General features: G+C 59.4%; 16 protein-coding genes. 8 read left to right on the top strand and 8 right to left on the bottom strand.

The window, feature by feature from the left end; translation table 11 throughout:
• The first annotated feature begins 159 nt into the window (after positions 1-159).
• Positions 160-1,818 carry a dihydroxy-acid dehydratase gene (gene ilvD / locus CGS49_RS05925; RefSeq protein ID WP_097800955.1) on the top strand — a complete coding sequence of 553 codons (1,659 nt, stop codon included), beginning with the start codon at positions 160-162 and terminating at the stop codon, positions 1,816-1,818.
• A gap of 195 nt (positions 1,819-2,013) precedes the next feature.
• On the opposite strand, the gene CGS49_RS05930 is transcribed toward ilvD, so the two are convergent.
• On the bottom strand, positions 2,014-3,231 hold the full coding sequence (locus CGS49_RS05930) for an FtsW/RodA/SpoVE family cell cycle protein (RefSeq protein ID WP_242975391.1): 1,218 nt from the start codon (positions 3,229-3,231) through the stop codon (positions 2,014-2,016).
• A 275-nt stretch (positions 3,232-3,506) separates the two neighbouring features.
• On the opposite strand from CGS49_RS05930, the gene CGS49_RS05935 reads away from it, so the two are divergent.
• From CGS49_RS05935 to CGS49_RS05960, 6 genes are all read left to right on the top strand, one after another.
• Positions 3,507-4,688 (top strand): hypothetical protein, encoded by a 1,182-nt coding sequence (locus tag CGS49_RS05935; protein ID WP_097800956.1) that lies wholly within the window; start codon positions 3,507-3,509, stop codon positions 4,686-4,688.
• Between the two features lie 95 nt (positions 4,689-4,783).
• Positions 4,784-5,209, top strand: a complete 426-nt coding sequence (gene tsaE / locus CGS49_RS05940) for a tRNA (adenosine(37)-N6)-threonylcarbamoyltransferase complex ATPase subunit type 1 TsaE (RefSeq protein ID WP_097800957.1) — start codon at positions 4,784-4,786, stop codon at positions 5,207-5,209.
• The gene (gene tsaB / locus CGS49_RS05945) at positions 5,206-5,922 is read left to right on the top strand and encodes a tRNA (adenosine(37)-N6)-threonylcarbamoyltransferase complex dimerization subunit type 1 TsaB (protein WP_097800958.1); all 717 of its coding nucleotides are present in this window, start codon (positions 5,206-5,208) and stop codon (positions 5,920-5,922) included. The genes tsaE and tsaB overlap by 4 nt, the downstream gene beginning before the upstream one ends.
• A gap of 33 nt (positions 5,923-5,955) precedes the next feature.
• Positions 5,956-6,402, top strand: coding sequence for a ribose 5-phosphate isomerase B (gene rpiB / locus CGS49_RS05950; protein ID WP_097800959.1), 447 nt, complete (start codon positions 5,956-5,958; stop codon positions 6,400-6,402).
• A 46-nt stretch (positions 6,403-6,448) separates the two neighbouring features.
• Complete coding sequence (gene upp / locus CGS49_RS05955; RefSeq protein WP_097800960.1) at positions 6,449-7,075, top strand: uracil phosphoribosyltransferase; 627 nt, start codon at positions 6,449-6,451, stop codon at positions 7,073-7,075.
• 235 nt (positions 7,076-7,310) lie between these two features.
• Complete coding sequence (locus tag CGS49_RS05960; RefSeq protein WP_097800961.1) at positions 7,311-13,034, top strand: InlB B-repeat-containing protein; 5,724 nt, start codon at positions 7,311-7,313, stop codon at positions 13,032-13,034.
• 91 nt (positions 13,035-13,125) lie between these two features.
• Here CGS49_RS05960 and CGS49_RS05965 read toward each other — a convergent pair whose 3' ends face one another.
• The 4 genes from CGS49_RS05965 to CGS49_RS05980 form a co-directional block, all read right to left on the bottom strand.
• Positions 13,126-13,566 (bottom strand): MarR family winged helix-turn-helix transcriptional regulator, encoded by a 441-nt coding sequence (locus CGS49_RS05965; protein WP_097800962.1) that lies wholly within the window; start codon positions 13,564-13,566, stop codon positions 13,126-13,128.
• 15 nt (positions 13,567-13,581) lie between these two features.
• Positions 13,582-14,937, bottom strand: coding sequence for a citrate/2-methylcitrate synthase (locus CGS49_RS05970; protein ID WP_097800963.1), 1,356 nt, complete (start codon positions 14,935-14,937; stop codon positions 13,582-13,584).
• A gap of 221 nt (positions 14,938-15,158) precedes the next feature.
• Positions 15,159-16,301 carry a glycoside hydrolase family 88/105 protein gene (locus tag CGS49_RS05975; RefSeq protein WP_097800964.1) on the bottom strand — a complete coding sequence of 381 codons (1,143 nt, stop codon included), beginning with the start codon at positions 16,299-16,301 and terminating at the stop codon, positions 15,159-15,161.
• 4 nt (positions 16,302-16,305) lie between these two features.
• The gene (locus CGS49_RS05980) at positions 16,306-17,862 is read right to left on the bottom strand and encodes a glycoside hydrolase family 28 protein (protein WP_097800965.1); all 1,557 of its coding nucleotides are present in this window, start codon (positions 17,860-17,862) and stop codon (positions 16,306-16,308) included.
• Positions 17,863-17,942: 80 nt separating this feature from the next.
• Between CGS49_RS05980 and CGS49_RS05985 the strand changes: the two genes are divergently transcribed.
• Entirely contained in the window at positions 17,943-18,764 is an 822-nt protein-coding gene (locus tag CGS49_RS05985; RefSeq protein WP_097800966.1) for a helix-turn-helix domain-containing protein, read from the top strand.
• Positions 18,765-19,017: 253 nt separating this feature from the next.
• Here the strand turns inward: CGS49_RS05985 and CGS49_RS05990 are convergent, their stop codons facing one another.
• From CGS49_RS05990 to CGS49_RS06000, 3 genes are all read right to left on the bottom strand, one after another.
• Positions 19,018-19,869, bottom strand: coding sequence for a carbohydrate ABC transporter permease (locus CGS49_RS05990; protein ID WP_430407821.1), 852 nt, complete (start codon positions 19,867-19,869; stop codon positions 19,018-19,020).
• A gap of 16 nt (positions 19,870-19,885) precedes the next feature.
• Entirely contained in the window at positions 19,886-20,815 is a 930-nt protein-coding gene (locus CGS49_RS05995) for a carbohydrate ABC transporter permease (protein WP_097800968.1), read from the bottom strand.
• A gap of 198 nt (positions 20,816-21,013) precedes the next feature.
• Positions 21,014-22,402 carry an ABC transporter substrate-binding protein gene (locus CGS49_RS06000; RefSeq protein ID WP_097800969.1) on the bottom strand — a complete coding sequence of 463 codons (1,389 nt, stop codon included), beginning with the start codon at positions 22,400-22,402 and terminating at the stop codon, positions 21,014-21,016.
• Between the last annotated feature and the right edge of the window lie 455 nt (positions 22,403-22,857).

Genomic DNA, 22,857 nt, shown 5'->3' on the forward strand with positions numbered 1-22,857 from the left:
TGAGCAGAAAGCGGTTTGTCTGCTGTCTGTTCCATTTGCCGCCATGCGGCAAACATCATTTTTGCATTTGCAAAAACATCATGCTCCGCAGGAGTACATCATTCCGGCAAAGCCGGAACATCATCTGCCGCGTCAGCGGCAGTCGTGGAGGATTTGAAAATGAGAAGTGACAACGTGACCAAGGGCTCGGAGCGCGCCCCGAACCGAAGCCTGTTCTACGCACTGGGCTACACGCCCGAAGAACTGGAGCGCCCGCTGATCGGCGTGGTGAGCGCCTACAGCGAGATCGTGCCCGGCCATATGAATCTGGATAAGATCGCCGATGCCGTCAAGGCTGGTGTCGAGATGGCAGGCGGCACGCCCATCCTGATCCCCGCCATCGGCGTGTGCGACGGCATTGCCATGGGCCATGTGGGCATGAAGTACAGCCTGGCATCCCGCGAGCTGATCTGTGACAGCGTGGAGACCATGCTGATGGCCCACCAGCTGGACGGTCTGGTGCTGGTGCCCAACTGTGACAAGATCGTGCCCGGCATGGTGATGGCGGCTGTGCGTATGGATGTTCCCGCCGTGGTCTGCTCCGGCGGCCCGATGCTGGCCGGTACCTACGGCGGCGAAGAAGTCAGCCTTTCCAAGATGTTCGAGGCCGTGGGTGCTTACAAGGCCGGTATGATCACCGAGGATCAGCTGGAAGACTGCACCTGCAACTGCTGCCCCAGCTGCGGCAGCTGCTCCGGCATGTACACTGCCAACAGCATGAACTGCCTGTGCGAGGCCATCGGCATCGCTCTGCCCGGCAACGGCACCATCCCGGCTGTCTACTCCAAGCGTCTGCAGCTGGCAAAGCACGCCGGTATGGCCATCATGGATATGGTCAAGAAGGGCATCACCGCCCGTCAGATCATCAACGAGCGCTCCATCCGCAACGCGCTGACCTGTGATATGGCTCTGGGCTGCTCCACCAACACCGTGCTGCACCTGCTGGCCATCGCTTACGAAGCCGGTGTGCCCATCGACCTGAAGCTGTTCAACGAGATCAGCGCCAAGACCCCGAACCTGTGCCATCTGGCACCGGCCGGTCCCACCCACATGCCCGACCTCTACGCTGCAGGCGGTATCCCCGCTGTGCAGGCCGAGCTGGCCAAGAAGGGCCTGCTGGATCTGGATGTGCCCACCGTTACCGGCAAGACCCTGGGCGAGAACATCAAGGGTGCCCACATCCTGAACGATAAGGCCATCCGTCCCATCGACAACCCCTACTCTCAGACCGGCGGTCTGCAGATCCTGTGGGGCAACATCGCACCGGACGGCTGCGTGGTCAAGCGCAGCGCCGTTGCTCCCGAGATGCAGCAGCACGCCGGCCCGGCCCGCGTGTTCAACAGCGAGGACGAAGCCATTGCCGCTATCTATGCGGGCAAGATCGTCCCGGGCGATGTGGTGGTCATCCGCTACGAAGGCCCCAAGGGCGGCCCCGGCATGCGTGAGATGCTGAACCCGACTTCCGCACTGGCTGGTATGAAGCTGGACAAGACCGTGGCCCTCATCACCGATGGCCGTTTCTCCGGCGCAAGCCGCGGCGCTGCCATCGGCCATGTGAGCCCGGAAGCTGCTTCCGGCGGCCCCATCGGCCTGATCGAGGAGGGCGATATCATCAACATTGATATCCCCAATGCCAAGATCACGCTGGAAGTCAGCGATGAGGTGCTGGCTGAGCGCAAGGCAAAGTATGTCGCTCCCGAACCCAACATCAAGACGGGCTGGCTGAGCCGCTATGCCCGCATGGTCACCAGCGCAAACCTGGGTGCTGTGCTGAAGTAATTGGTTGCACGGTGCGCTGGCAGCTTTCTTCTCAGACACGATTCGGGCCATTCCATCGCCCGCCCTATTGCCTGACGGCAACAGGGTCCCACCCCAGCGGACGGTCTTCGAAGAAACTGCCAGCACACCTTATGTACCGATAAAACAAAAAGGCCTGCCGTGCAGATGCACGGCAGGCCTTTTACATATAGAGATTTACCCAAACAGGCTCTTTGTGTTGTGCATATAGACGGACAGGACTAATCCCACGCAGATATACAGCATCAGCACCGAACTGCCGCCCGCCGAGTAGAACGGCAGGGTGACGCCGATGACCGGCAGCACCCGCAGGTTCATGCCCACGTTCACCGCGATCTGGGCCAGCAGTGCACCGCCGATGCCCGCGCAGATGTAGCTGCCCAGCAGGTCCTCGCTGCGGGCACCTGTGTCGAAGGTCTTGATGACCAGCGCCAGCAGCACCCCCAGCACGATGCACAGCCCCACAAAGCCGATGGCGTTGCCCATCCAGCTGAGGATGAAGTCGTTGTGGGCGTTGGGCACGCTGTAGTACCGGCCGCTGAACAGCCCGTTGCCAAAGATGCCGCCGGAGCCGATGGCGATCTCGCCGCGCTGCTGCTGGTAGATGATGTTCTTCCAGGTGGCCTCGTTGGGAGCCCAGCCGGTGGTGTTCTCCGGGTCGATGACGGCCAGGATGCGGTACCACTGGTAGCCTTTGCCGATCTTATCGCTGAAAAAGGCGAAGGCGGCGGCCACCGCCGCACCGGCGGCTGCAATGGCACCGATGATATACTTCCAGCTCAGGCCCGCCGCAAACATCATGCAGCAGCCGATGATGCCGTAGATGATGGCGGTGCCGTCGTCGCCCTGCACATGGATGATGGCGATGGGGGCCAGCAGGTGCAGCAGCAGCTTTGCCAGCTCCTTGGGCTCGTTGATGCGGCTGCGCACGTTGTTCAGATGCATGGCAAAGGTGAGGATGAAGCTGATCTTCGCCAGCTCGGTGGGCTGGAAGGTGAAGCCTGCCAGCTTGTACCAGGAGTAGTTGTCGGTGTCGCCCGCGTTGTAGCCGATGGTCAGCGGGCCGATGCTCACGTTGCGGATGAACAGGGTGGGCAGCACCAGCCCCCAGGTGACGGCCACATGCACCGGCCACACCTTCACGAGGCTGCGGTAGTCGATGCAGGAGAGCAGCAGCGCCACGCACAGGCCCAGCACGGCTGCACCGCCCTGCACCACGGCGCGGCGGTAATCGCCGATGCCGGTGATGGCCCCGGTGAGTTCGTCCACGGCAAAGCCATTGCCCTGCTTCGTGGCCCAGGACGCCAGCGCCACCACGGCCATGGTGCTGCTGAAGATGCACAGCAGCAGGTAGAATTTATCGGTCCGTTTCCAATATTGTCGAATGCCTTCCAAGAAAGCACCACCTTTCAAAAAGAACACAGGGCATACAAACCCAGTTTATCCTTATTATACACAGGCGGCGGGGCCTTTGCAATCGCAGGAGTGTGAAATCCGTGTGGGAGCTTGACAAAGCCGGGCGGAGATTCTACAATGAGTACACGCGGCGGGGCGCGCAAAACGCCCCGTGGGCGCAAGAAGCAAAGCAAACGGCCGGACGCCGACCGGGGCAGCAAAGCTGCCGGAAAAGGGGCGTGCACAGACTGCACCGGCCCCGGAGGAATGGGAATATGAAGAATGGATTCGGGTGCCGCCTGGTGAGCGCGGTGTGCGCGCTGGCCCTGCTGGCCGCACTGCTGCCCACGGCGGCCTTTGCCGCAGAGCCGGACACTGCCGCTGCGCCGCAGACCCTGACCGCTGCCCAGGTGCAGGACATGCAGCAGGCAGACACCGCCGTCACCGCGCTGACCGGCAGCGACGATTACGCCGGGATGACCCAGGCGCAGCGCACCGACGCCGCGCTGGACCAGCTGGAACAGCTGGTGGACGAGGGCCTTGTGGCAAAAGGCTCGATCTACGCCGACGAAGAAAACGGCATGGTGAGCTTTGCCTACACCTGTGGTGCGCTGGGCGGCATCCTGACCGACCTGGACGAGGAGAACGACACCGTGGCCTTCCCGTCCGGCGAGGCACTGGACCGGCTGGCCGCCGATGCCTCCGGCAACGGCACACTGGGCAGTGCGGCCATCTACTACGCCTTTGACAACACGGTCAACTCCACCCGCTACCCCTATTACGCCTATATGCAGACCTACTGGACCTCCCAGGGGCTGGACACCACCCTGAACACCCGCGTCACCCTCTCGGACCTGCGGCGCATGGGCCGGTACGATGTGTGCGTGCTGAGCACCCATGGAGCCTATTATACTTATGAATACGGCTGGCTGTGGAAAAAGACGGCCACCGAACCGCTCATCCTGCTCACCGAGCAGTCGAACTTCTGGAGCGACTTCCGCTACGGGCTGGACCTGCTCAGCCACCGGGTGGTCAAGATCAACGGCATGTACGCCGCCACCGGTGCGTTTTTCCGCAGCGCCTACCGGGGCAGTGGCATCGTGCTCAGCGAGACCTGCGAGTTCTACGGCAAGAACGGCCATGTGGACACCTCCATTGCGGACGGCCTGCTGGCGGGCGGCGCAAAGGCCGTGGCCGGGTATGTGAACAACGTCTACTCGGTGTATTCCCGCAGTATGCTGTGGGACATGGTGAACCGGATGATCGCGGGCGACACGCTGGAACAGGCCGCCGACGACGCAAAGGAGACCTACGGCACCGACGATATCATCTGGTACAGCAGCCAGGGCGGGCGGCGGCCCCACGCGGCGGCCAGCTACCTGATGCTGAGCGGCGACCACACCGTGCGGCTGCCCGGTGTATCCGCAGCGGCCCCGGCCGAACAGCAGGCCGCCTGATATGCGGGCATTGCACTTTTGCACCAATTATATTATACTTAGGGATGGCAGAACCCACTGCCATCCCTTTTGTGTTATCAGAGAGGTATACTCTTATGGCAGAATACATCACCCATTCCCGCGCCGAGACCGTGGCGCTGGGCAAACGCATGGCCGCCGTCCTGGCACCGGGCTCCCTTGTGGCCTACACCGGCGGGCTGGGCGCGGGCAAGACCGCTTTCACCGAGGGCCTTGCCGAGGGCCTTGGCTGCACCGACCCGGTCACCAGCCCCACCTTTGCCATCGTGAACTACTATCGCGGGCCGAAGCCGCTGGCCCACTTTGACCTGTACCGCATCTCCACCGAAAACGACCTGTGCGCCGCCGGATTCTACGATTATCTGGACGAGGGTGCCATCGTGGCCGCCGAGTGGAGCGAGAACTTTGCCGACCTGCTGGCGCTGGAACACCCCATCCGGGTCAACATCGACCGGGTGGACGAGAACACACGCAGGATCACCATCGAGGGGGTAACGCTATGAACATTCTGGCCGTGGATACGGCGGGCAAGACCGCCGGTGTGGCCCTGCTGCAGGACGACCGCCTGCTGTACGAGGTATATCTGGACGCGGGCATGACCCACAGCGAGACCCTGATGCCCATGATCGACACCTGCCTGAAGATGTGCGGCATGACCTGCGCCGACATCGACCTGTACGGCGTCAACGCAGGGCCCGGCAGCTTCACCGGCCTGCGCATCGGTCTTGCGGCGGTGAAGGGGCTTGCTTTCCCCCGGGAGACCCTGTGCGCCCCGGTGTCCACACTGGAAGCGCTGGCCGCCGCCCACACCGGCGAAGGCACCGTGCTCTGCGCGCTGGACGCCCGCCGCGCCCAGGTGTACAGCGCGGCCTTTGACCTGGCGACCCACGCCCGCCTGCTGGACGACGACGCCCGGGCGGTGAGCGACCTGGCCGAATTTGTAGAAAATTGCAAAAAGCCCCTGTTTTTTGTTGGTGATGGCGCATCTCTGTGCTATAATAAATACGGCAATGTGCCGGGCGTGCTGGAAGCTCCCCCGGCGCTGCGGGGCGGCCGGGCCGGTGCGGTGGCGCTGGTGGCAAAGCAGATGGCGCAGGCCGGGCAGGCTGTGCTGCCGGAAGCGCTGCTGCCGGACTATCACCGTCTGAGCCAGGCCGAGCGGGAGCGCGCCGAGCGCCTTGCCGCCGAAGCCGCCGCAAACAAACCGCAGGCCTGAACGTCCTGCGCCCAAGAGAAAGGAATGCAATCCATGGCAAAACCCATTGCACTGGCCGCTGACCACGGCGGATTTGAATTGAAAGAAGCTGTCAAGGCCCATCTGGACGAGCTGGGCCTCGCCTATGTGGACTACGGCACCCACAGCACTGCCAGCGTGGACTACCCCGACATGGCCGTGCCCGCCTGCGAAGCCGTCGTGAAGGGCGAGAGCGACAAGGCTCTGCTGTTCTGCGGCACCGGCGTGGGCATCAGCATGGCTGCCAACAAGATCAAGGGCATCCGCGCCTGCTGCTGCTCGGACAGCTTCAGCTGCGAGTATACCCGCCGCCACAACGACGCCAACGCCCTGTGCATGGGCGGCCGCGTGGTCGGCCCCGGCCTTGCCTGCCAGCTGGTGGATATCTTCCTGAACACCGAGTTTGAGGGCGGCCGCCATCAGCGCCGCATCGACAAGCTGACAGCACTGGAGAATCGTTAAACCGTACCCGATAGAGCTATCTATTTAAAATAAGGAGCGTGTTTTTATGACCCCGATGATCGTTGAGCATCCGCTGCTGCAGCACAAGCTGAGCATTCTGCGCAACAAGCAGACCGGCACCAAGGAGTTCCGTGACCTCGTTGGCGAGATCGCCACTCTGCTGTGCTACGAAGCCACCCGCGACCTGCCGCTGGAGGAAGTGGAGATCGAGACCCCCATCACCATGGCAAAGACCAAGGTGCTGGCTGGCCGCAAGCTGGCCCTGGTGCCCATCCTGCGCGCAGGCATGGGTATGCTGGACGGCATGCTGACCCTGCTGCCTGCTGCCAAGGTGGGCTTCATCGGCCTGTACCGCGACGAGGAGACCCTGCAGCCCGTGGAGTACTTCTGCAAGCTGCCCCAGGATATCGACGAGCGCGACGTGCTGGTGCTGGACCCCATGCTGGCCACCGGCGGCAGCGCCATTGACGCCATCACCCAGATCAAGAAGCATGGCGCAAAGCGCATCAAGTTCATCGGCCTGATCGCTGCCCCGGAAGGCATCAAGGCCCTGCACGAGGCACACCCCGATGTGGACATCTACCTCGGCGCACAGGACGACCATCTGAACGAGAACGGCTACATCGTGCCCGGTTTGGGCGATGCAGGCGACCGCATCTACGGCACCAAGTAAACCACACCCCGCAATAAGGGACCCAAGGGCTGCTGCACGGCAAACGGTGCGGCGGCCCTTTTTTCTGTTTTCACCAAAAAGGAAATGACTTTTTCGGCGTGATTTTGCGATTCACGCCGCTTTCGGGGCGTTTCGCGCAATTTTCCCCAAAATCGAGGAAAATTATGCTAAAATTTAGGCAATACCGGGGGCCCTACAGCCCGGTCCTCGCAGTGAACGTAAAGGGGGAATACAAATGAGACAAAAGAAATTGGCCCAGCGCGCAGCATCCGCTGCTTTGGCAGCGTGCATGATGTTCACGTTGTCGGCCCCGGCATTGGCCGAAAGCACCAATGCGCTGATGCAGATGAGCATCAACAGCCGCAGCAGCATTGCACGGCTGAATGAGGAAAACAGTATCCCGGAAGATGCCGTGACGCTGGATATTGCAGACGGCGATATTGAAGTGTCGGTCAATGCCGAGAGTGTACAGACTGCCAAGCAGGGAGACCAGACCTACACGGGCGTATTTGTTGTTACAGGTACGAGTACCACAAGCAAGCTGGTTATCAAGGGCAGCAGCGGCACGGCTGCAAAAGTATACCTAAATGATCTGCATATCACTGTTTCGAGTGGTGCGGCTGTCTCTGTAAGCAAAAATGTGGACCTGTATATTGAGGGCAGCAGCGTCTTGCAGAGTGGTGAAAACTGCGCTGGTATCCAGAAAGAGGATGACGGACAGCTGACTATTGATGGCTCTGGTTCGCTGGAAGCAACTGGTGGTCAGAGTGGTGCGGGTATTGGTGGAGCGTTCCATAAGTCTGGCAACAATATCACCATCAATGGCGGCAAGATCATTGCACAGAGCACGACTGGCTATGGCTGGGGTGCAGGCATTGGCGGCGGCAATGAGGGCGATGGCAATAACATTACCATTAACGGCGGCGACGTAACAGCAATCGGCGGCAGTGAAGCCGCAGGCATTGGCGGCGGTATTCATGCAAGTGCAGAGAACATCACCATCAATGGTGGCACAGTAACTGCAAAAGCAGGTGGAGGTGCTGCTGCGATTGGCGGTGGACATGCTAACCCGCATGGAGGAAAAGGCACCAACATCAACCTTGTTGGTGGAGATGTCACCGTACAGAGCAATCATGGCGTAGCAACCATTGGTGGTGTTGATGGTGAAATCCCCATTCCTTCCACCTTCGGAGGCAGCCTGACCTATCTGGATGCCAATGAAAATAAGGACACCACCAAGACCAACATTGAAAAGTATGGCCCGGTGGTGAACGGCAAGGCCGTCAACAGTGTCAACTATGCTAATATCCTCGGCGATGGTGCTCTGAGCTATGACAAGAACACCAACACCCTGAGCCTGAACAAAAGCTATACGGATGCCGATTCCTATGTGGGAACTTTGACCATCTACGCTCCGAATACAACCGTTGATTTGAATGGTGGCGAATACTCGGTGCTCCAAGGTAAGCTGGTCATTGAAGCCGCAGCGGATGTGACCCTTACCAGCACTGAGGCTAGAGCGGTTGTCGGAGATGTAAATATCACCTGCGCCGGTAAGCTGAGCATTACCTGTGAAAATATTGCAGTAGACGGCAATCTGACTGTGAATAATGCTTCCAGCGTAGAGCTGATCGGCAAGAACAACAATGGCGGTACCGTTAACGGTGCGGCTGTTTTCAACAATACCGATGAAGTGACCATCCAGAATAAGGATGCAACCAAGGGTGCCGCAGGCAGCATCAGCTATTCCGGCAATTATGTCTACTACACCGCTGAGGGCGGTGCACTGACCGACCCGCGCATTACGCCCATCACCGCAAATGCAAGCTACCTCCACATCGTGCCCAGCGAACTGCACAGCATCACTGTGCCGGAAGGCTGCACTTTCAAGGTGGACGGCGCAGACCTCCCCACCGCCCACGCAGGCCAGACCGTCACCGTGACGGCACCGGACAAGGGCGACCACTTTGAGTTTGCAGGCTGGACCATCAGCCCCGACAGCGTGACGCTGACCGATGCAGATAAGCTCACGGCCACCTTCACCATGCCGGATGGCGACGTGAAGCTGGAGAACAGCTACAATCAGCTCTATGATGTGACTGTTAAGAAGGGCACCGCAACGCCTTCCTTTGCAAAGGAAGGCACCCTGGTCACCATCATTGCCGAATTCATCCCGGGCCGCAAGTTCGAACGCTGGGATGTGCTGGGCGATAACGTAACCGTAACCCTGGACAATAAGAACAGCAAAACCACTACCTTCAATATGCCGGCAGGCGAAGTTCAGGTGGAAGCAAAGTATAAGGCGCTGCAGTCCATCACCGTGAACGACGGTACCTATACCGTGAACGGCGAAACGACCACCGAAGCCGTCAAGGGCGACAAGATCGTTGCCACCGCAAACCCCGCACCTGAGGGTGAGAAGTTTGTTGGCTGGAATGTCGTGGGTGTCGATGGCCTGACCGACGAGCAGAAAGCCGTCTCGCCCATTGAGTTCGAGATGCCGAAGAACGGCGTGGAGCTCACGGCACAGTACAAGACCCTGCGCAACATCGTGGTGAACAATGGCACCTACACCGTCAATGGCACCGACGACAAGCAGGCTGTGGAAGGCGACAAGATCAACATCAAGGCAGCCGAGCGCCCGGGCTATCAGTTCGTGCGGTGGGAAGTCGTCCCCGATAATGTGACCATCACCGGTGTGAACAACGAGGAAGCCACCTTCACCATGCCGAACGAGAATGTGGAGCTGAAGGCGCGCTACAATAAGCTGTACACCATCACGGTGGATGGCGGCCATGCCGATGTGACCTCTGCCCTCACAGGCAAAGAAATCACCGTGGACGCCGATGTGCCTGATGGTAAGAAGTTCATGGGCTGGAAGGCCGATGGCATCACCCTGACGCCCGCCCAGCAGCAGAGTAAGCACATCACCTTCTTTATGCCGGAAGGCAATGTGACCCTGAAGGCCGAATACAAGACCCTGCACACCGTTACCGTGATCGGTGCAGATGGTACAAGTACCGTGCTGCCGGATACCTACATTGAGGGTGACACGGTCACCGTCAACGCCGAAAAATACGGCATCCCGGCGGGCGAGTTCGACAGCTGGGAAAGCAATGACATCCGCCTGACCACCGATAAGAGGCAGAGCCCGACCCTCACCTTCAAGATGGTGGACAAGAACGTCACGCTCATCGCAGTGCCCAAGACCCTGTTCACCATCACGGTGACTGGCGGCACGGTCAACGGCCAGAGCACCACTGCCCGCGTGAAGGCTGGCGACTGGGTCACCATCAAGGCCGAAAACAAGGGTGACGACTGGAAGTTCATTGAGTGGAAGCTCACCGGCCCGGAGAACTTCACCCTTGACACCAGCCAGTCCACCGTCCAGTTCCAGATGCCTTCGGGCAATGTGACGCTGGAAGCCGTCCAGATGGAGTACCGCACCGTTACCATCAACAATGGCAACAGCCCCACCACAGTGAACGATAAGGCTCTGCACGGCGACAGCATCACCGTCACCGCCGAGGAGGTGGATGGCAAGCGGTTCGCCTACTGGGAAGTGACCGGCCCCGACGGTACCAAAAAGCTGACGGATAAGAAAATCACCGTCACCGTTCCCGAGGGCGATATTACGCTGACGGCAAAGTATAACGAGCTGTACACCGTCACTGTGGACGACGAGATCGTGGGTGCTTTCATTGAGGGCGAATGGGTCCCGATCAAGGCCAATGTCCCTGCGGACCGGAAGTTTGAAGGTTGGACCAGTCCCGATACCCTGCTGAATGAACTGCAAGGCAACGAGAATAACGCGGAATTTAAGCTCCTCATGCCGGGCCACAATGTTACGCTGAATGCTACGACCAGCCAGCGCTATTACGTTACGGTCAATGACGAAGGTAACGAGCTGCATCCCAGCGAGAAGACGGAAGTTGCTGCAGGCGATTCGTTCTATCTTGAGGCTGCAGGCCGCGATGGCTGGGAGTTCATCGGCTGGACTGTGGACAACGAGGACGTTGCAAAGCAGCTCAACCTGACCAAGGCAGAGCGCCAGTCCTTCACGATGCCCAAAGACACTGATGTGACCATTACCGCAAACTACAGAAGGTACCGCACCATTACGGTGAACGGCGGTACCGTGAACGACAAAACTACGATTACTGACGCCCTGCGCGAACAGAACGTGGAAATCAAGGCCGTGTACGACCCGGAGGAGCAGGTCTTTGACCACTGGGAGGCCGAGGGCCCCGATGGCTGGGCATTGACCGAGGAGCAGAAGGGCGCTGAGAGCTTCACCCTCAAGGTGCCCAAGGGCAATGTGACTCTGACGGCTATGTACAAGACCCTGCACACGGTCACCGTCATCAACGGCACCGCACAAAACGGCGAGACTACCATCAAGGCCGTTGCAGGCGAGAAGATCACCCTCACCCCGAATCTGCCCGATGACCAGGAGTTCGACTGCTGGTACAGTGAAGACATCAACCTGAACGAAGAACAGCGCAAGACCCCGGAGCTGACCTTCAAGATGCGTGATTTCGACATCACCATTGAGGCAAAGTCCAAGCAGCTCTACTTCGTCGAACTGGCAGATGCCGACACCACGGCAAACGGCGAGTCTGGCAAGGTGGAAGTGAAGTCCGGCGAGGACGTGACGATCGTTGCGCCCGAACGCGAAGGCTGGAAGTTCATCCGCTGGGAAGTCAGCGATAATGCACATCTGGACAATGCGACTGCATCCGAAGCCCACTTCAACATGCCCAGCGGCAACGTGAGCGTGAAGGCTGTGTACTATGAGTACCACACCATCACCATGACCGACGACAAGGGCACTGCCTACAACGAAAAGGGTGAGGAGATCACCCGTGCCGTGCAGGGCGATGTGATCACCATCAAGGCAAAAAAGGACCGTGAAGACCACGAGTTCAACCGCTGGGTGATCACCCCGGATAACGGCACTCTGGTCGGCAAGAACGACCCCGAGGCTACCTTCACCATGCCGGACGAGGCCGTGGTGGTGGACGCGAAGTACAAGCATCTGCAGGGCATCACCGTGAACGGCGGCGCGGCCTACTATATGGACGGCACCCCCGTCGAGACCGCCAAGGCAGGCGAGACCATCGTCATCGTGGCGGAAGACCGTTCCAAGGACGGCCTGCGGTTCGCTTACTGGGAGGTCAACTCCGACAATGTGACCGTGGAAGGCGGCGAGAAAGCTACCTTTGAGATGGCGAAGGCACCGGTGGAGCTCACCGCCCACTATGAGGCACAGATCACCTACTCCAACGACCCCGCCATCTTTGATGAAGGCGTTGGCCTGCACGAGGATATTGTGTGGGAGAAAGTGGGCGACACCGTGAGCATCACCGCTGTGCTGGACAACAGCACCGATGAGGACGATATCGGCACCTTCCCCGGCATGACCTTCGACTACTGGGAGATCGTTACCCCGGAAAACCTCAATGTGACCAGCGGCCTCAACAGCGAGACCATCACCTTTGAGGTCCCGGAATGCGAAGTGAAGCTGATCGCTCATTGGAAAGACACGACCACCGTTACCCCCGCGGAGCCTCTTGACCCCGGCTTCCCCGTTGAGCCCGAGGCTCCCGCAGCGGACGGCTCCGGTGCCGTGATCGGTGTGGCCGCAGCCGGTGCAGCCATCTGGGGCGGCTACGAGATCACCACCCGTGTCATCCTGAACGACCTGCTGCCCGAGGGCGCAGCCATCCCGACCAACCGCGGTGAACTGGCAATGCTCATCTGGACCCAGAAGGGCAAGCCCGAACCCGCTGCAGAGCCCGACTTCACCGATGTGTCCGACACCGAGCTGGCCAAGGCGGCCCAGTGGTGCGTGGAGCAGGGCCTGCTGACCGCCGAGGACGGCAAGTTCGAGCCGGACGGCTGGACCCCGAAGTGGCGCGTCATCCAGGTTTGGAACCAGGCGTTCCCGAAGGAGTGAGCCCCATCCCCCGCGCATGACCCCTGAAGCATAAGCAAGACCCCCGCACCTGCAGCAGCGCAGATGCGGGGGTCGTTTTTTGTGGGGCGGCTCAGTCGGCGCTGCGCTCCTCTTTGAGGATGGCGGTCACCTTCTGCATGGTGTCCACAGTGCGGCGCAGCTCGTCGTCGCCCAGCTCCGTGCGCAGGCGTTCGTAGCAGCGCTTCATGAAATCGTGCTCCTCGGCCATGAGCTCCACGGCCTTGCTGGAAAGCTCCACATAGGTGCGGCCGGCTTCCTTGTCGGTCTTCCAGGCAACGAAGCCCTTGTCCTGCAGCTTTTCCACAGCCTTGGAAAGCTCGGTCACCTTCAGGCCCATGGCTGCGGCCAGGTCGGCCAGATAAACTTTGCTGCCCGGGTGCTGCGCGGCCTGCTGCCGGATGTAGTACAGCACGAGGTAATCTGCCCGCTGGATGGTGCTGAACACCTTGTCAACGTCAAAATTGTGCAGGAAAAACCATTCTTCCGGTGCGTGGGTCCATTCTGTGCGCATGGTGCTGCCTCCTTTTTACCGCTCGGTGCGGCGGACGTATTCGTGGGTGCCGCCCAGGCTCTTGTAGGCGGGGCGGATGATCTTGTTGGCGCTGAGCAGCTCCTCGATGCGGTGGGCGCTCCAGCCCATCACGCGGGCCACGGCGAACAGCGGGGTGTACAGCTCCATGGGGATGCCCAGCATGTCGTAGACAAAGCCGCTGTAGAAGTCTACGTTGGGGCTGACGCCCTTGAAAATTTTGCGCTCCTCCGCGATCAGCTGCGGGGCCATGCGCTCGATCTTGTTGTAAAGGGCAAGGTCCTTGTCGCGGCCCTTCTCGTGGGCCAGCTGCTCCACATAGCCCTTGAACACCACCTCGCGGGGGTCGCTCAGGGAGTAGACCGCGTGGCCCATGCCGTAGATGAGGCCCTTGCGGTCAAAGGCTTCGCCGTGCAGCAGCTTTTTCAGGTAGGCTTCCAGCTCCTCGTCGTCCTCCTGGTCGTGGAGGTTCTCGCGGATGTTCTGCATCATCTGCATCACCATCAGGTTCGCGCCGCCGTGGCGGGGGCCCTTCAGGGAGCACAGTGCTGCGGCCAGCGCCGAGTAGGTGTCGGTGCCGGAGGAGGTGACCACGCGGGTGGTGAAGGTGGAGTTGTTGCCGCCGCCGTGCTCTGCGTGCAGCAGCAGCGCCACGTCCAGCACGCGGGCTTCCAGTGCGGTGTACTTCATGTCCGGGCGCAGCATCCGCAGGAAATTCTCGGCCGTGGAAAGCTCCGGGTCCGGACGGTGGATGTACATGCTGCCATCCTTTTCGTAGTGGTTGTAGGCGTGGTAGCCGTACACCGCCAGCATGGGGAAGATGCCTGCCAGCTGGATGCTCTGGCGCAGCACGTTGGGGGTGGAAAGGTCTGCGGCCAGCGGGTCGTAGGAGGCCAGGGTCAGCACGCTGCGGGCCATGGAGTTCATGATGTCGTGGCTGGGCGCCTTCATGATGACGTCGCGGGTGAAGTTGGTGGGCATGGTGCGGCACTCGCCCAGCACGCGGCAGAACTCGTCCAGCTTTTCCTGGGTGGGCAGCTCGCCGAACAGCAGCAGGTAGCCCGCTTCCTCAAAGGCGAAGCGGCTGCCTGCCGAGCCGCGGATCAGGTCCTTGACGTCGTAGCCGCGGTAAAGCAGCTGGCCGTCGGCGGGCTTCTTGACGCCGTCCACATATTGGAAGGCGCGGATATCGGAGATATTGGTCAGGCCCGCCAGCACGCCCTTGCCGTTTTCATCGCGCAGGCCCGCCTTCACCCCGAACTCGCGGTAGAGGTCCTTGGGGATGCGGTCATGCTCGGCGCACAAAGGCTGCTGCTGGTCAAAATAACCCATTACGTTCTGCAGATGATCCATCGGTGTGTTGCTCCTTTCCCACGGCTGCTATGACAAAAAATTAAGTACCCTTTCAGATTACAGAAAGGACATTTCTATGTCAAGGTACAGTTTGTAAACAAAAAGAAAACAAAACGTCGAAGGAAAAAACAAAAGCGGCCGGTACATCCGTAAGGACATACCGGCCGCTGGTTTCAGAGGGTTACAGACCTGCGTGACAAGATCTGCAGGGTGTTTTCGCTTTATTTTGCAATCATCTCAGTATAAGCCAGCACCAGCGGGCCCACGCCCTTGGCGTCGTTGCAGACTACCGGCTCGCTGAAATAGTAGGCCAGAGAGCCGTCACGGTGGTCCTTGCCGCCGAGGCCCGCCACAAGGCAGATGCCGTCCAGCTGCAGGCTGCCGTCCGGGTTCTTGGAGAGGTACTTGTCGCAGGTGCCGTAGAAGGCCTTCTCGGCCCATGCGGCCATGCGTTTGGGCAGGTAGCCAAGACGCACGCCTTTGAGCACTGCGTAGGCGAACAGCGCCGTGCCGCTGGTCTCGAGGTAGTTGCCCTCCACGCCGGGGTGGTCCATCACCTGCCAGAACATGCCGGTCTCCTCGTCCTGGAACTTGTGCACGTCCTCGATGGTCTGTTTCAGCATGGCCATGATGCCGCGGTACTCGTTGTACAGCTGCTCGTCCATGCGCTCCAGCACGTCCACCATGGCCACCATGAACCAGCCCATGGCACGCAGCCAGAAGTTGGGGCTGCATCCGGTGACGGGGTCGGCCCAGTACATCTGGCGGCTCTCATCGTAGCCGTGGTAGTACAGGCCGGTCTTTGCGTCCCGCATGTGCTTTTTAATGTTCATGAACTGCTTGTAGCTGTCGATGCAGCCCTGCATCTTGTTGAAGCGGGTCTCGTACTCCATGTAGAAGGGCTGGGCCATGTAGGTGCCGTCCAGCCACACCTGCCAGGGGTAGATGTCCTTGTGCCAGAAGTTGCCCTCCTTGGTGCGGGGCTGGGTGGCCAGCTGGCTGCGGATGGTGTCGATGGCCTTGCGGTACTTCTCATCCCCAAAGATGTCGTACAGGGTGAACAGGTTCTTGCCCTGGTTCACGTTGTCGAGGTTGTACTCCTTGGGGTCGTAGGTCTTGATGGAGCCGTCCTCCTGCACGAACCAGTCGATGAAGCTCTTGGAGAAGTTCAGATACTTCTCGTCGCCGGTGGTCTTGTACAGGCTCAGGCAGGCGGTGATCATGCAGCCGTCGATGTAGTTCCACTTGTTGGGCTTGCCGCTGCGCACCTTCTCGATGTTCCACATGGGTGCTTCGGCGCTGGAATTGGCGATCAGGTAGTCCACATAGTCGCCCAGCATGGCGAGAATTTCTTCATGGGTCATGGTCTTAGTCCTCCTCAAAATGTCCGACGTTGGCAAAGCGCAGCCGTTCGCCCTCGTAGCCCTCAATTTTGACGTTGTGCAGGTCGATCTCCTTCACATTCTCGGCGTAAATGGCCAGCTTCTTCACATGGGGGCGGTTGTCCGCCATGGCGGCCTGACCGGCCTCGGCGTTGGGGTCAAAGGTGATGGTGACATTCTTCATGGTCACGCGCTCGATGGGCTGCTCCGGCAGGCCGTCAAAGTAGCAGCCCGCGAACTGGGCGTCGGTAGCCACGATGTTCTCCATGGTCAGGCTGCCCAGCTTCGGGGTGTACTCGTCCACCGGCATGGCGTCGCGGCACTGCACATAGGGGCCGTGGCCGTCCGGGTCACAGAAGTAGAACATATTGATGACAAACGGTGCCTTGACGCCCCGCATCTCCACGTTGCGGAACACTAGCCCGTCGATGACGGCGGTGTTGCCGCGGCCGCGGCGGGTCTTGACACGCAGACCGCGGTCGGTGTGGTCCATCAGGCACTGGGTGACCACCATGTCCTTCACGCCGCCGCTCATCTCGCTGCCGATGACGATGCCGCCGTGGCCCTTGTCCAGCAGGCAGTTGCGGATGACGGTGTGCTCGCAGCTCTTTTTCAGCTTCATGCCCAGGAACACCTTGCTGGCCTTCATGGCAATGCAGTCGTCGCCCACGTGGATGTTCACGCCGATGATGCGGGTGTACTCACAGCTCTCGGGGTCAATGCCGTCGGTGTTGGGTGCGTTGTAGGGATTATTGATGTTGAAGTTGAGCAGGTCGAGGCGCTTGACGAAGATGGGGTGGATGGTCCAGGAGTAGCTGTTCTGCACCGTGATGCCGTGCAGGCAGACGTTCTCGCTGTCCACCATGGCCACGGCGCGGGGACGCCATGCAATGCGCTTGATCTTGGGGTTTACCCACCAGTCGCCGTTCTCGGCGTCGCAGTCCAGGGTGCCCTCACCGGTGACCACCACGTCGTGCACCTGCGTGATGTTCAAAAGGCCCGCAAAGCTGCTCAGCGGGTTGCCTTCCCAGCCGGTGAGGTAGTATTCATCCACCTCATTCTCGCTGGGGATGACCCCGGGCAGGATAGGGTAGTGGGTGCGGTCGTTATCGCCCAGCAGTACGGCACCCTTCTCAAGGTACAGGGTGGTGTTGCTCTTGAGGAACAGGCTGCAGGTGCGGTAGCGGCCTGCGGGCACATACACCGTGCCGCCCTTGGGGCAGGTGGAAAGAGCTGCCTGCAGCTTGCCGGTGTTGTCGGTGGTGCCGTCGGCCACCAGACCGTAGCGGGAGGCATCCACGAAGAAGGTCTCGGCTTCGGTGGTGAAGGTGCAGGAAAGGCTTTCGCCTTCAGCCTGCACACCGACGGTATACTCGGTGCCGGGCAGCAGACTGAACAGGGAGAACACATTGGTCTCGCAGGCGTCGTAGACGGTCTCGCCGTTCAGCGTGACGGTGAACGGGTGGGCCGGGCGGTAGCACAGGCCGTTTTCCAGCTCGAAAACGGCGCTGCGCGTCATGGAACGAATGAGCGACAGATTCATGAGAGAACCTCCTGATGGTTTTGTCTTGCCCAAATGGGCTGAGCATGGTATGATGAAAGAAAAGGCTTTCGCGAGGAACTATGAAAACAGAACGTGAAAAAATCACCGGGAAGGTTGCGGCGGCTGCTCTGCGGCTGGCCGGGGAACCCTACACGCTGGAACCCGGGGAGGAAAACTGCTATCTGCTGCTGGTGTATGAGGGCAGCGTTCAGCTGGAATACGGCGGCGAGACGATGCTGGTGAACCCCGGCAGCGCGGTGCTGCTTGGCCCGGGCGGCGGCAGGCTACTGCCCCAGGGCAGTGCGGCGGCCGAACTGGTGGGCTGCCATTTCCCGCTGGAGGTGCTGCACGAGCTGCGCAGTGCGGCCGGGCGGGACTACACCCGGCGGTTTGCGTCCGGCCAGCGCACCGTGCTGTACGGCCCGGTGCAGTGGTTCAGCCGCCTGCGCACCCTGCTGGAAATGATGCGCAGCGCCGGTACGGAGCAGGATGACCCCGGCCCGCTGTACCTGCTGCTGATCCTGCACTATGTGGAGCAGGAGTGCATCGCCGAGAGCAGCGCCGCAGCCCGGCCCCGCAACGAGACGGTGGAGCAGATCTGCGCCTACCTTTCTGCCAACTACCAGCAGAAGTTTTCCCTCACCGAGGTGGCGGCCCGGTTCTATATCTCGCCCTATTACCTCAGCCGCCTGTTCCGGCGGGTGACGGGCCAGTCCATTGTGGACTACATCAACAACCGCCGCATCGAGGCCGCGCAGAAGCTGCTGGAGAACACCGAGCTTTCCATCAGCGCGGTGGCCGAGCAGACCGGCTTTGCCAGCGCAGCCCACTTCCGCCGCGTGTTCCGCGAGGTGATGGGCACCGGCCCGCTGCAGTACCGGAAAGGACATAAGAAGAAATGATGTATTCCGCCGTGGGCGGAACATGATGTGTTCTCTTTGAGAACATGATGTGCTTCGCAATGATGAGCCGCTTTGCGGCAATGTGCCGCAAGGCACACATCATCTGCCGCAGGCAGACATCATGGCCCGCAGGGCTGCATCATGTTTCACGCAGTGAAATACATCATAACAAAACACCCCCTGCGCCAACGGGATACGGCACAGGGGGTGTTTCGTCAGTTTCAGGGGATCTTACGCCGTACAGGGCAGGGGCTTAGCCCTTGACAGCACCGGCAGAGATGCCTTCCACGAACTGGTCCTGTGCGCAGAAGAAGACGATCAGCTGCGGCAGGATGGAAATCAGAGACAGCGCAAGGATCTTGTTCCAGGCAAAACCGGTATCACCGTCCATGGACAGCTTCACGAACAGGGACATCGGGTACTTGCCGGGGGTGCTGACGTAAAGCAGCGGGCCCATGAAGTCGTTGCAGCTCCACATGAACTGGAACAGTGCGCAGGACACCAGAGCGGGGCCCAGCATGGGCACGATGACCTTGTACAGCGTCTGGAAGGAGGAGCAGCCGTCGATGGCGGCAGCCTCGTCCAGATCACGGGGCACATTGCGCATGAACTGGATCAGCTGGTAGACGAAGTAGGTCTCAGTCGCAAAAGCGCAGTGGACCCAGATGGCCAGATAGAAGGGGCTGTCCAGCCAGCCGAACCGGTTGTACAGCAGGTACTGCGGCACGTTCAGAACGACCTGGGGCAGGAACAGGGTGGCCAGCATGATGTTGAACAGCAGCTTGCGGCCGGGGAAGTCGAAACGGCCAAAGCCGTAAGCTGCGATGCAGGCGGACACCACCGTGCAGATCACCTTGGGCAGAACGTAGCTGTAGGTGTTGAGCATGGCCTGCAGGATGTTGATGGAGCCGCCGAAGTTGTTCAGCGCACCGCGGTAGCCGTCCAGAGTGGGGTTCTTGATCCACAGGCCGATGCCTGCAAAGATCTCGCTGTTGTCCTTGAAGGTGGCGCTGATCATCCACAGCAGGGGATAGATCATAATCAGGCCGACCAGGATCAGGACGAAATACTTGAAGAAGGTTGCGATTTTATTCGATGCTTTCATTCCCATACTGGTCACCTTACCTTTCATCCGAGTAGTAGACCCACTTCTTCTGGCTGGTAAATGCGATGATCGTCAGGATGCAGACGATGATGAACATGATCCATGCCAGGGCGGATGCCATACCCATGTCATAAGACTTGAATGCGTAGTTGTAAACCAGCAGAGAGATCAGCGTGGTGGAACCACGAGGGCCGCCGTTGGTGATGATGTAGGGGCCATTGAACTCCTGGAAAGCCTGGCAGATCTGGGTGACCAGGTTGTAGAAGATGATGGGGGTGATCATCGGAACGGTGATGGAGAAGAACTGACGCCACTTGCCGGCACCGTCGATGGTAGCGGCTTCGTACAGGTCTGCAGGCACGCCCTTCAGAGCGGCCAGGAACAGCACCATGGCGGAACCGAACTGCCAGATGCGCAGGAAGCAGATGATCCACAGTGCGTAGCTGGGGTCGGACAGCCACTCCGGACCCTTGAACAGGCCAAAGCTGACAAAGCGCAGCACGGTGTTCAGCAGGCCGTCCTTGCTGAAGACAGCCTTCCACAGCACGGCGATAGCCACAGAGCCGCCCAGGATGGAGGGGATGTAGTAAACGGTGCGGAACAGGTTCACGCATGCGATCTTGAAGTTCAGGATGTATGCGATGAACAGCGCGAAGATCAGCTTCAGGGGCACGGTGATGAAGGCGTACTTGAAGGTGATGATCAGGGCCTTGGTGATCTTGGTGGTGGTGAATGCGGTGATGTAGTTGGCCAGACCGACAAAATGTACATCCTTGGCGAAGAAGTTCATATCGGTGAAGCTGTAGTACAGCGACTGGCCGAACGGAACTGCCTTGAAGACGACGAAGCCGATGATCCAGGGGATCAGATAAAACAGACCCTGGTATTTATCCAGCCATTTCTGGAACGGGGTACGCCCAACAGCAGGCGCCTTGCTTTCTTTCATCTGGGAAATCCTCCTTTTTAAGGAATTTCGGAGTATGAGACAGACACAAACCGGATACAGCTTTGTCAAAAATTTGTAATATATCTCTGACAAAAAAGGGGCATCTGCCGGTTGGGCGGCAGGTGCCCCTTGTATCGGTCAAAGGGTGCCTTTTATGTACGATCTTTTACCGCACACAGCGGCACACGAAGCGGGGACTTAGCCGATGGTGTAGCCAACATCCTCCATGCCTTCCAGCAGGGCGCTGACAGCGCTTTCGGGGGTCTCATCGCCGTAGTCGATGCTGTCGAACACTTCCTGATAGATGCCGGTGCCGGAAGCCTTCAGGTCGTTGTTCTCGAACAGGGGATCCAGCTTGTTGGTGGTGAAGGCCATGACCTTGCTGTTTGCATCAGCGACCAGGTCCTTCACAGCGCCTGCAGCCTGAGCAGCAGCCAGACCAGCCTTGGAAGCGGGGATGCCGCACTCGGAACCCATGATGGAAGCACCCTTCTCCTCGTTCAGCAGGAAGTTGATCAGGGTTGCGGACTCAGCAACGTACTGGCTGGTCTTGGTGATGGCCAGGCCCATGGAGACCTTGGAGAAGCCGCCGTTGAAATCGCCGAACTTGATCTCCTCGCCGACGGTGAAGCCGTCCTTGTTGTCGTCGTCCAGAGCGGAAGCGTACTTGGAAGCAGCGGAATCCCACTCGAAGATGCCAGCGATCTTACCGGTGATCCACTCGTTGGACTGGTGGGTAGCGGTATCGGAGTTTGCAGAGTAGTAATCCTTCAGGTTCATCATGACGTGGTCATCGACCAGGCTCTTGATGAAGTTCAGGCCCTCAACGATCTCATCCTCGCTGTAGTTCAGGGTGGAGGTGATGGGATCAGCCCAGTCCTTGCCGTACTTGGACTCGAGGTAGAAGACCATCAGGATCATACGGTCGTATGCGCCCAGGTGCATGGGATAGTAGTCATTGCCCAGCTTCTCCTGGAAAGCCTTGCCGGCGGCCTTCAGGTCGTCCAGAGTCTTGGGAACTTCGGTGATGCCAGCCTTGTTGAAGGTGGTCATGTTCCAGAAGAAGATACGGCCGGTCATGGAAACAGGCACGCACTGCTGAGCGTTTGCGACGGTGCAGGCATCCAGAGCAGCCTGGTCGAACTGGGTCAGATCCAAGAAGTTGGTGGTGGTGTTCAGGTCCACGAACTTGCTGCCGTCGGCAGAGTAGTTGTACAGCCAGTTCCAGTTGACCTGGCAGACATCCTGTGCGTTGCCTGCGATGAAGGCAGCAGCCATCTTCTCCTCCCAGCCGGACCATGCGGCGAAGGTGGGCTCGATGGTGATGTTGTCGTGCTCAGACTCGAACTCCTTGATGGCGTTCTGGTAAGCAGCGTGACGGCTGTCACCGCCCCACCAGCTGATGGTCATGGAAACAGGGCCATCGGTCAGGGCCAGGCTGTCATCTGCGGAAGCAGCGGGAGCAGAAGCCACGGAAGAAGCGGTGGAAGAAGCTGCGGTGTTGCCGCCGCAAGCGGACAGCAGGCCGGCAGCGCCCACAGCGCCGGTAGCCAGCAGGAAGTTACGACGAGAAATTGCCATGCTCATTTTTGTTCTCCTCCTAAAATGTAAAAACATCATCTGTGAACGGGGGTTCTGCACACACTCCGTTGTATACAATTGTGATAGCAAAAGCCCGCGCAAAAAGAAAGATGCAAATTGCAGATTTGCAGGACAAAAACGAACAAATATTGCTCTTGTTTTTGAACGGGAATTGACGCCTTTGCTGAAATGAATAAACTTCCGCTGAAAAACTGTGCAACTTGTATACTTCGACGTTTTGCATAGAAAAACCGCCCTCTGCGCAGGCGGAACAGCGATTTTGCAATAAATTTGTAAACATTTCCGCGCGGAGTTCTGCCTGGTTGGATACATTGTAAAAGAACAACAAAGAGAATCTTCATTTTTTTGTTCAAAAAGCAACTGATATATCAATAGTGCAAAAAATGCACTCTCTGATATATCAATCTGAAGCGGGACATGCTTGCACGCGCACTTTCCCC

This window comes from Faecalibacterium langellae (assembly GCF_002549775.1).
Classification (GTDB): domain Bacteria; phylum Bacillota; class Clostridia; order Oscillospirales; family Ruminococcaceae; genus Faecalibacterium; species Faecalibacterium langellae.